Source organism: Labrys okinawensis, assembly GCF_047345005.1.
In the GTDB taxonomy this organism is placed as follows: Bacteria; Pseudomonadota; Alphaproteobacteria; order Rhizobiales; family Labraceae; genus Labrys; species Labrys okinawensis.
Genome location: NZ_CP178864.1, coordinates 4,802,368 through 4,811,040, shown reverse-complemented (window position 1 = coordinate 4,811,040; position 8,673 = coordinate 4,802,368). Strand labels below are relative to the sequence as shown.

The 8,673-nt window shown below is 61.8% G+C and carries 11 protein-coding genes; 7 read left to right on the top strand and 4 right to left on the bottom strand.

The annotated features are described in order from the left end of the window. Positions 1-158 precede the first annotated feature (158 nt). Both ACMDCR_RS22550 and ACMDCR_RS22545 read left to right on the top strand, forming a co-directional pair. Positions 159-464, top strand: a complete 306-nt coding sequence (locus ACMDCR_RS22550) for a hypothetical protein (RefSeq protein ID WP_413988774.1) — start codon at positions 159-161, stop codon at positions 462-464. 406 nt (positions 465-870) lie between these two features. Next, entirely contained in the window at positions 871-1,458 is a 588-nt protein-coding gene (locus tag ACMDCR_RS22545) for a L,D-transpeptidase (RefSeq protein ID WP_413988773.1), read from the top strand. Between the two features lie 457 nt (positions 1,459-1,915). Here ACMDCR_RS22545 and ACMDCR_RS22540 read toward each other — a convergent pair whose 3' ends face one another. The 3 genes from ACMDCR_RS22540 to ACMDCR_RS22530 all read right to left on the bottom strand — a co-directional run bounded on the left by ACMDCR_RS22540 (position 1,916) and on the right by ACMDCR_RS22530 (position 3,326). Next, positions 1,916-2,104 carry a hypothetical protein gene (locus tag ACMDCR_RS22540; protein ID WP_413988772.1) on the bottom strand — a complete coding sequence of 63 codons (189 nt, stop codon included), beginning with the start codon at positions 2,102-2,104 and terminating at the stop codon, positions 1,916-1,918. Between the two features lie 321 nt (positions 2,105-2,425). Further along, entirely contained in the window at positions 2,426-2,641 is a 216-nt protein-coding gene (locus tag ACMDCR_RS22535) for a hypothetical protein (RefSeq protein ID WP_413988771.1), read from the bottom strand. Between the two features lie 208 nt (positions 2,642-2,849). Next, a complete protein-coding gene (locus ACMDCR_RS22530) occupies positions 2,850-3,326 on the bottom strand; it encodes an RT0821/Lpp0805 family surface protein (protein ID WP_413988770.1) in 477 nt (158 codons plus the stop codon). A gap of 14 nt (positions 3,327-3,340) precedes the next feature. Between ACMDCR_RS22530 and pdxH the strand changes: the two genes are divergently transcribed. The 4 genes from pdxH to ACMDCR_RS22510 all read left to right on the top strand — a co-directional run bounded on the left by pdxH (position 3,341) and on the right by ACMDCR_RS22510 (position 6,573). Next, positions 3,341-3,991 carry a pyridoxamine 5'-phosphate oxidase gene (gene pdxH, locus ACMDCR_RS22525; RefSeq protein ID WP_413988769.1) on the top strand — a complete coding sequence of 217 codons (651 nt, stop codon included), beginning with the start codon at positions 3,341-3,343 and terminating at the stop codon, positions 3,989-3,991. Between the two features lie 104 nt (positions 3,992-4,095). Then, positions 4,096-4,845: an SDR family NAD(P)-dependent oxidoreductase gene (locus ACMDCR_RS22520; RefSeq protein ID WP_413988768.1), complete on the top strand. Its 750-nt coding sequence runs from the start codon at positions 4,096-4,098 to the stop codon at positions 4,843-4,845. Positions 4,846-4,998: 153 nt separating this feature from the next. Next, positions 4,999-5,817: an enoyl-ACP reductase FabI gene (fabI, locus tag ACMDCR_RS22515; RefSeq protein WP_413988767.1), complete on the top strand. Its 819-nt coding sequence runs from the start codon at positions 4,999-5,001 to the stop codon at positions 5,815-5,817. 174 nt (positions 5,818-5,991) lie between these two features. Next, complete coding sequence (locus ACMDCR_RS22510; RefSeq protein WP_413988766.1) at positions 5,992-6,573, top strand: histidine phosphatase family protein; 582 nt, start codon at positions 5,992-5,994, stop codon at positions 6,571-6,573. Between the two features lie 241 nt (positions 6,574-6,814). Here the strand turns inward: ACMDCR_RS22510 and ACMDCR_RS22505 are convergent, their stop codons facing one another. Then, the gene (locus tag ACMDCR_RS22505; protein WP_413988765.1) at positions 6,815-7,075 is read right to left on the bottom strand and encodes a phosphate starvation-inducible protein PsiF; all 261 of its coding nucleotides are present in this window, start codon (positions 7,073-7,075) and stop codon (positions 6,815-6,817) included. Positions 7,076-7,271: 196 nt separating this feature from the next. Between ACMDCR_RS22505 and aroC the strand changes: the two genes are divergently transcribed. Continuing rightward, positions 7,272-8,387 (top strand): chorismate synthase, encoded by a 1,116-nt coding sequence (gene aroC, locus ACMDCR_RS22500; RefSeq protein ID WP_413988764.1) that lies wholly within the window; start codon positions 7,272-7,274, stop codon positions 8,385-8,387. Positions 8,388-8,673: the final 286 nt, after the last annotated feature.

Below are 8,673 nucleotides of genomic sequence, written 5' to 3'. Positions count from 1 at the left end.
CTCCGCGCGGAAAACACGGGCGGCATGCCGATAGGCCTCGTCAGCGATGTGCGAAAACGCACAGCGCGACAGGGTCGTTTCCAACTAACCATTGCTCCATCAGCGGAGCCAAAATTCAGCACGAGCATCCGCGGAATGGATTTTTTCGGGGAAATTCGATGTTGACCTACCCTGCACGCCAGATCTGGAACGAGGATGACATCGGAATGTCGTCGCCCGATCTAACGGATCTGCACCGTGCCTATATGTCGTCGATCCGCCAGCACCAGGAGCTTCTTGCCGAGTTGTGCAAGACGCTGTCGAAGCTCGGTGTCGCTATCGACAGTTCTCCTCTCGATCCGCAAGCGCGTGACGCGCTTTCGGCAGGCATCGGCGATCACGTCGATCTAGCCCTCGGCATTATCGCCAGCATCGACGGAGCCCTCAGCTTCGCGGCTCCGACCCGCCCGGCGATCGCCCACTGATTGAACCGTAGTGCGGCGATCAGCCGAGCCAATTGGCACGTTGTGCCATGGCGCGAGAATTGTCGCCGTGATTCCAACGCCCTTCACAGGGTGCCTTGAGCGGGCATGCTTTTGCCGAAGCATGTCCGCTCTTTTTGTACCGGGCGTCGGACTAACTGTGAATTCTGCGCTTGCGCATGCCGTCGGAGCCCGGTTCAGAGGTCGTTTGCCTCCAAAAGAGTATGATATTGGCAACACTTTGGATTTTTTGTGCGGGTGACATTGACACTCCTCGCGCATTTCTCTTTCGTGAAGTTAATGCTTTGAAGTGTAAGGCCGTCTGTGGCCCACGTGCCGTCGGCCTTAACCGAACAGTAACCATACTTGCGACGGTATAATACCACGCGGTCATTTCTTCGGGGGTTCTATGAAATTGGTTCGTCTCGCGCTGCTCGCGGCGTTCACGGTGGGTCTGGCCGCCTGCCAATATGCCAAGACACCGGATCCCGTGCTTTCGGAACGTGATGCCCAGTTCATGGCCATGATTCCGACCGCCAAGGAAGACCCGATGTTCGGCCGCTACATGGTGGACAATCCCACGGGCGAGCCGCCGGGCGTGGTGGTGGTCGAGACCAGGCAGCATCTGCTCTACTATACGCTGCCCGAGGGCAAGGCCATGCGCTATGGCGTGGCCCTTGGCAGCGAGGCTTTCGGCTGGACCGGAGAGGCCGTGATCGACCACAAGGCGGAATGGCCGGATTGGAACCCGCCTGCCGATATGATCGCCCGCTGGCCGCAGGTCAAGAAGACCGCTGGCGGCTGGACGAACCCGCTCGGCGCCCGTGCGATGTATCTGTTCCAGGATGGCAAAGACACGCTTTACCGTATCCACGGCACCAATGAGCCAGAGAAAATCGGCCAGAGCGTTTCCTCGGGTTGCATCCGCATGCGCAATATCGACGTGATCGATCTCTACAGCCGCGTCCAGGATGGCACCAAGGTAATTGTGCGCTGAGGGCGCTGCAAGGTCTGGATCTGATGTGGAATCAGGTCCGAAACTTGGGCATCGACTTCGAGAAACAACAAAGCCCGGGGTTTTCCGGGGCTTTTGCTTAAGGCTCGAAGGCCAAGAAAGATCGCTCCGGGGCCGTAATGCGGTTCATTTGAGCGAGAATGAGTTCGCGCTAATTTTGTCATTGCCGGGCTTGTCCCGGCAATCCAGTGCGGAACATTATCGTCGACGGTATGGCTGGGAACCCGGGACAAGCCCGGTATGACAGAGCTGAGCATTTCCGGCTTAAGTGAACCGAATTAGCTCAGGGGCCGGGTTCTTTCAGCGGGCTCGCGCCATGCTTGGACACAGCCAGCCCAGTAGTGGGCAGCGATGTTTGCTTAGTTAACGCAGCGGCACGCCGGTCGGCGTATAATAACGCCGTCGACATCATTCACTGCCGCGGAGACGGGTGCCCGGCTCAGTCCTGAGCCATCTGCTGCAGGCGGGTAAGGGCCGCCTCGGCACTCATCTGGCGCTGATTCTTTTCCTTGCTGGCGGCGCCGACCGCAGCCGCGAGCGCAGGCATGGCGATCTTGCCGTAACGATCCTCCAGCCTTTCCCGCTTTACAAGTGTGGGCTGCTGGAGACGCGATCCCTCGATGTCCATAATCCGGTCCTCAAGCTACAGTACCTGGCAGTGCCTGCGTAAAATTTATGCATCACTGCCAATAACTTGAGCATAATTTTACAACGACGGAGCGGCATTTGTGACGAGCCTGCGACATCTATATCCTATATACGACAAATCCTGTTGCTTTCACCGGACCTGTGGCAAAAACACCACAGGCTGAAACCGGCCTGAAATCACAAAAAAGCCGCGCTTTGAGAGCGCGGCTGCGACTTAAAACCGGTTTGGCCGAGATTGTGACGGTTCGCTTACAGGCGCGGAACTGCGTCGCATATCGACAAGAGAAGCACTGGCGCGAAATCAGGCAGCCAGATGGTCGTCATCCTCGCGCAGGCAGGCTGGCATCTCATGCTTGGCCTTGACCGGCTTGGTCTCCTTGCGGGCGACCTGTGCGGCGGCTGCCGCGACGGCCGAGATGCCGATAGCGCGATAGAGATGCTCCAGCTGCTCGCGAGCGGGGCCTTGCAAAGCCTGCTTTTGCTCGGTCGGCAGGGCGGGACTATGAGACGCAGTCATCGGTAACTCCTAACGCAACTACACGCTCTACTTGCATTCACCCTGTGGGTGCATTGAAGCGAGGTGAGGGCGGGACTGTGAATATTTAACGGCGAAGTTATCATGGTTAACGTGATAGACCCGTGATACTTCGCACAACGCTTTTCCAGCCTATCCCGTCCTTGCTGAACGCAGGCTTAACCGCAACGCGTATGGGGAAAAAATATGCTCAGGCGTGGGGCAGGGCCCAGGGCTGGACATTGACGATGCTCCAGGCGCCGCCGCTCCTCTGGCAGCCCTTGCCCTGATACCATTGCGTATTGGCGTTCTCGGTGAGCGCGGCGACGAAGCTGCGGCAGGTGGTCTTGTTCTCGATAAAGGCATCGGCGACGGGCGTCACCGAGCCATGCGTGCCGGCTTCGGGGTTCGACCACAGCATGGAGGCACCTGGGTTCTGCGGGTTCATGGCCGCCTGCAGTGCCAGTTTGGTCTTGTCCCAGTCGGCATCCGTCATGCTGGCGCTAAGGCGGTTGTCCTGAGCGGGGATCGAGCCCGTGGTCGTCTTGTCCTCGGCGGAGCCGAAGATCGGGCCAAGCGGGGTCGAGATGGCGCAGCCGGATAAAATCATGCCAGCGAACAGCACGCAGAGTGGGCCGCGAGCGCGGCGCGCGCTATAAGCAGCCTTGAAATCGAACCTGTCGAACACCTTGGAGCCACCCCATGACAGTAACGTTAGGTAACCCTGCCACAGGCGAGTTAATATCGGGTGACTCCGGCGGCTTTCTCGCGGCAGGCGAACCGTTCATTCTGTTTTCCCAATGGCTTGGCGAGGCAGAAAAGTCCGAGCCGAACGATCCCAATGCGATGGCGCTCGCCACCGTCGATCCCGATGGCCTGCCCGATGTGCGCATGGTGCTGCTCAAGGGCCTCGACGACCATGGCTTCGTATTCTACACGAACACCGAGAGCGCCAAGGGTACCGAGCTTGGCGCCAATCCCAAGGCTGCCCTGCTGTTCCATTGGAAGAGCCTGCGCCGGCAGGTCCGCATCCGCGGGCCCGTGGAGCGCGTTACCGACGCGGAGGCCGACGCCTATTACGCCACGCGCCCGCGCGGCAGCCGCATCGGCGCCTGGGCCTCGCAGCAGTCGCGGCCGCTCGAAGGGCGCTTTGCCCTGGAAAAGGCTGTGGCCTCCTACACGGCCAAGTTCGGCATCGGCGAGATACCGCGCCCGCCTCATTGGACAGGCTTTCGCATCGTGCCAGTGCAGATCGAGTTCTGGCACGACAGGCCCTTCCGTCTGCACGACCGCCTCGTCTTCCGGCGCAGCGCCCCGGAAGGGGGCTGGTCGCGCCAGCAATTGTACCCATGAGACGATCTCGTGTTTTTGCCGCATTTCAATCCGGCGGCCCAATGCCTATGTGTTGGGGACACGGCGCCTTGGCGCCGCCCTCCTTTCATTGAATGGCCGTTGTCATGACCACGAGTGCTTCCCATCCCCAGCGCGCCATGCTGCTGACCGGCGCCTCCCGCGGCATCGGCCATGCGACGGTGAAGCGCTTTTCCGCCGCCGGCTGGCGGGTGATCACCTGTTCGCGCCACGCCTTTCCCGAGGAATGCCCCTGGGAAGCCGGCCCGGAGGATCATATCCAGGTGGATCTCGCCGATCCCGCCAATACGGAAGAGGCGATCGTCGAGATCAAGCATCGGCTGAACGGGACGGGCCTGCATGCGCTCGTGAACAATGCCGCGATCTCGCCGAAGGACAAGCAGGGCGCGCGCCTCGGCAGCATCGATACGAGCCTTGCCGACTGGCAATGGGTGTTCCAGGTCAATTTCTTCGCGCCCATCATGCTGGCCCGCGGACTGATCGAGGAACTGCAGCAGGTCAAGGGCTCGGTGGTCAACGTCACCTCGATCGCCGGCGCGCGCGTGCACCCCTTCGCGGGTGCGGCTTATGGCACCTCAAAGGCGGCGCTAGCTGCTTTGACGCGCGAGATGGCCTCGGATTTCGCGCCACGCGGTATCCGCGTGAACGCCATTGCCCCGGGCGAGATCGACACCTCCATCCTCTCGCCGGGCACCGAGAAGATCGTGGCGCAGATCCCGATGCGCCGGCTCGGCACGCCCGACGAAGTAGCCAAGACCATCTATTTCCTATGCACGGACCAGAGTTCCTATGTGAACGGCGCCGAGATCGCCATCAATGGCGGCCAGCACGTCTGATCCTGGGGACCGCGGGTTTCGAGCCGGCCGGGAGGCAAGCGGCCCCCGGCGGCACGGTATGCCTGTAACTCCCCCGAAAAAAGGCCCAACGCCCCTTTCCCGCTGCGCGGCCTTCCGTTATTCATGCCGTTCCTTTTGAATAGGCAGTTGCGAATGACAGCAAGTGGTTTGATGGCCGGCAAGCGCGGCCTCATCATGGGGGTGGCAAATAACAGGTCGATCGCCTGGGGTATTGCCAAAGCATGCCGGCAGCATGGCGCCGAGCTTGCTTTCACGTATCAGGGTGATGCTCTCAAGAAGCGCGTGGAACCCCTGGCCGCCGAGCTCGATGCTCTTGTCGTCGGCCATTGCGATGTCACCGATGGCGAGACCATCGACGCGGTTTTCGCCGAGGTCGAGGCCAAATGGGGCAAGCTCGACTTCGTCGTCCACGCCATTGCCTTTTCCGACAAGGACCAGCTCGACGGCCGCTACATCGAGACGACCGAAGAAAACTTCACCAAGACCATGCTGATCTCCTGCTATTCGCTCACCTCGGTGGCCCAGCGTGCCGAGAAGCTGATGAAGGACGGCGGCTCGCTGCTGACGCTGACCTATTACGGTGCCGAGAAATGGATGCCCCATTACAATGTGATGGGCGTCGCCAAGGCCGCTCTCGAGGCGAGCGTGCGCTATCTCGCCGCCGACCTTGGCGAGAAGGCGATTCGCGTCAATGCGATCTCCGCCGGCCCGATCAAGACGCTGGCTGCCTCCGGCATCGGCGATTTCCGCTACATCCTGAAGTGGAACGAGTATAACGCGCCGCTGCGCCGCACCGTGACCATCGAGGAAGTGGGCGAGGCGGGTGCCTATCTGCTCTCCGACATGTCGCGGGGCGTGACCGGCGAGGTTCATCATGTCGATGCCGGCTACCACGTCGTCGGCATGAAGAACCCGACTTCCCCCGACATCACCCTGGCCGGCAAGGACTGAAGCTGGCGGGGCAGGTTTTTTTCTCACCGAAAAGTTTATGGACTTTTCCGAAGGATTGCTTTCGGTTCGGCGGCGTTCCGCCCCGACTGGGCGCGATGCGAGATCAGCGGATTGGGTATGGAGGCGGTCTAAGGCTGGCCACCATACCGAGGCGTCAGAACAAGGAACAGGCTCTTGGCGCACACTCTTTATTTCATGCGCCACGGCGAGACGAACTGGAATGCCGAGGCCCGTCTACAGGGCCAGCAGGACGTCCCCCTCAACGATGTCGGGCGTGCGCAGGCTGCAGAGGCTGGCCGAAGACTGGCCACTGTCCTTCCCGAACCCGACAGCCTGCCCTGGCAGGTCAGCCCTCTCGGCCGCACGCGCGAGACGGCTGAACTCGCGCGCAAGGCCATCGGCCTGCCTCCGAGCCGCTACAAGCTGGATGACAGGCTGAAGGAACTCACCTTTGGCAACTGGGAAGGCAAGACCTGGGCGGAGTTGCGCTCGATCGACCGCAACATGGTGAAGGCACGCGCCTCCGATAAATGGGCCTATGTGCCGCCGCGCGGCGAGAGTTATGCCATGCTGCGCGACCGCATCGCCGGCTGGCTGAAGACCGTCAACCAGGATCTGGTCATCGTCAGCCATGGCGGCGTCGCCCGCGTGCTGCTGGCGCTGCTTGCGGGCATGCCGACCGGTGAGGCCGCCGAAGCCGCGATCTGGCAAGGCCGGCTGCTGGTGTTTCGCGGCAAGACAGCGGAATGGGTATAGAGAGCAGCAAGGCCCGGAACGAGCGAGGCGGCCTCGGGCCTCACGAATGGAGAACAGGACGCGACCTGGGGTTAATTTCGTAATCCGCTCCTGCCCGAACGCATTTTGCTCTAGGGGCAAACAATAATTCTTAGGCTTCGTGAGATTGAAGCTGTTGCAACCCGGCTGGATCGGTTGCTTGAACACAAGAAAGGCCAGTTGCGAGACTGGCCTTCCGCATCGTCAATATCGCCCGAGTTGATCAGGCCGGACCGCCATGGCTCTTGCAGCTTTCGCGGAATTTCTTGCGATCCTTGCCATGCAGGCCTTGCTTGTCGGCGGCGGCCGAGCAGGCCTTGGAGATGGCTGCCTTCTGGTCAGCGCTCATGGCCGGCTTCGCGGGCTTGGCCTTCATGGCAGGAGCCGGGGTCGCCGGGGCCGGCGTCGTCTGGGCGTAGGCGGCACCTGCGCTGAGGACCAGCGCGGCAACGGCAGGAACGAGCAGGGATTTCAGGATTTTCATGGCAGTCTCCTCCACGAGGCCTCGCCTCTGGATTCTGGTTGTGCCCCCGCCCATCCGCTGCCATGCGGCGAAGTCGTGGTTAAATTGTGGCACTGTCCCGTCTTCCGTTGGGTTATCCGATAAAACTGCGCAAAGCCGTTCCCTGCCGGGCCTGTCATGCTGTAGAAGGCTGCCAAATCGGTCGCAGCGGGTTCCCATGTCGTTCAATACATTCGGTCAGTTGTTTCGTGTCACCACCTATGGCGAGAGCCACGGCATCGCGCTGGGGTGCGTGATCGACGGCTGTCCGCCGCGCCTGCCCGTGAGCGAGGCGATGATCCAGGGCTTCCTCGACCGCCGCAAGCCGGGACAGAGCCGCTTTACCACGCAGCGCCGCGAGCCCGACCAGGTCCGTATCCTTTCCGGCGTGATGCCAGACGAGGAGACAGGCGAACTGGTGACCACCGGCACCCCGATCAACCTGATGATCGAGAATGTCGACCAGCGCTCCAAGGACTATGGGGAGATCAAGGACAAGTATCGGCCGGGCCACGCCGACTATGCCTATGACGTCAAATACGGCCTGCGCGACTATCGCGGCGGCGGGCGTTCCTCGGCCCGCGAGACGGCCTCGCGCGTGGCGGCCGGTGCCATCGCCCGCCAGGTGCTGCCCGGCGTGGCCATCCGCGGCGCCCTGGTGCAGATGGGCCCGCACAGGATCGATCGCACACGCTGGGACTGGAACGCGATCGATAACAATCCCTTCTTCTGCCCCGATCCGGTAATGGCCGAATTCTTCGAAACGTATCTCGACGGCATCCGCAAGGCCGGCTCTTCCATCGGCGCGGTGATCGAGGTGGTGGCGGAAGGCGTGCCGCCGGGCCTGGGTGCGCCGATCTATGGCAAGCTCGACGGCGACCTCGCGGCGGCGATGATGAGCATCAACGCGGTCAAGGGTGTGGAGATCGGCGACGGTTTTGCGGCGGCCGAACTCGGCGGCGAAGAAAATGCCGACGAGATGCGCATGGGCAACGACGGCAAGCTCCTGTTCCTCTCCAACCACGCCGGCGGCGTCCTCGGCGGGATCTCGACCGGCCAGCCGGTGGTGGTGCGTTTTGCCGTGAAGCCGACTTCCTCGATCCTGCAGACCCGCCGCACGGTGGACCGCTACGGCCACAACGCCGATATCATCACCAAGGGCCGCCACGACCCCTGCGTCGGCATCCGCGCCGTGCCGGTGGGCGAGGCGATGATGGCCTGCGTGCTGGCCGATCACGTGCTCCGGCATCGCGGGCAGGTGGGCACGCCCGTGGAGTGGCCGTTTAGGAAATAGAGTAGGGCGCGGACGTCCTTCCTGGGATCGCAGGCTTCCAGCCTGCATCTTGAACCGCATCGTTTCCAAGAGCAGGCTGGAAGCCTGCGATTGTCTATTTCAATCCCATCGTGCAAGCCTAGCTTTTGGATGCCTCCAGCTCGGTGGCCGCCGAGCTGGAGGCGGGAGGGGACGGGTCGTGCCTGCGATAATCGAAGGACTGACTTAGGAGTCTGACCACCCCTCTCTTTTCCATGAGGCCTGAACGGATACCGGCATTGCTCCGGAGACAAGCAGAGGACTTGGA

Excerpts from the sequence above, each read along its gene's own strand:
- ACMDCR_RS22535 (WP_413988771.1), bottom strand. The coding sequence starts at position 2,641 with ATGACTGCGTCTCATAGTCCCGCCCTGCCGACCGAGCAAAAGCAGGCT.
- pdxH (WP_413988769.1), top strand. The coding sequence starts at position 3,341 with ATGACAGTAACGTTAGGTAACCCTGCCACAGGCGAGTTAATATCGGGT.
- ACMDCR_RS22550 (WP_413988774.1), top strand. The coding sequence starts at position 159 with ATGTTGACCTACCCTGCACGCCAGATCTGGAACGAGGATGACATCGGA.
- fabI (WP_413988767.1), top strand. The coding sequence starts at position 4,999 with ATGACAGCAAGTGGTTTGATGGCCGGCAAGCGCGGCCTCATCATGGGG.
- aroC (WP_413988764.1), top strand. The coding sequence starts at position 7,272 with ATGTCGTTCAATACATTCGGTCAGTTGTTTCGTGTCACCACCTATGGC.
- ACMDCR_RS22520 (WP_413988768.1), top strand. The coding sequence starts at position 4,096 with ATGACCACGAGTGCTTCCCATCCCCAGCGCGCCATGCTGCTGACCGGC.
- ACMDCR_RS22505 (WP_413988765.1), bottom strand. The coding sequence starts at position 7,075 with ATGAAAATCCTGAAATCCCTGCTCGTTCCTGCCGTTGCCGCGCTGGTC.
- ACMDCR_RS22540 (WP_413988772.1), bottom strand. The coding sequence starts at position 2,104 with ATGGACATCGAGGGATCGCGTCTCCAGCAGCCCACACTTGTAAAGCGG.
- ACMDCR_RS22545 (WP_413988773.1), top strand. The coding sequence starts at position 871 with ATGAAATTGGTTCGTCTCGCGCTGCTCGCGGCGTTCACGGTGGGTCTG.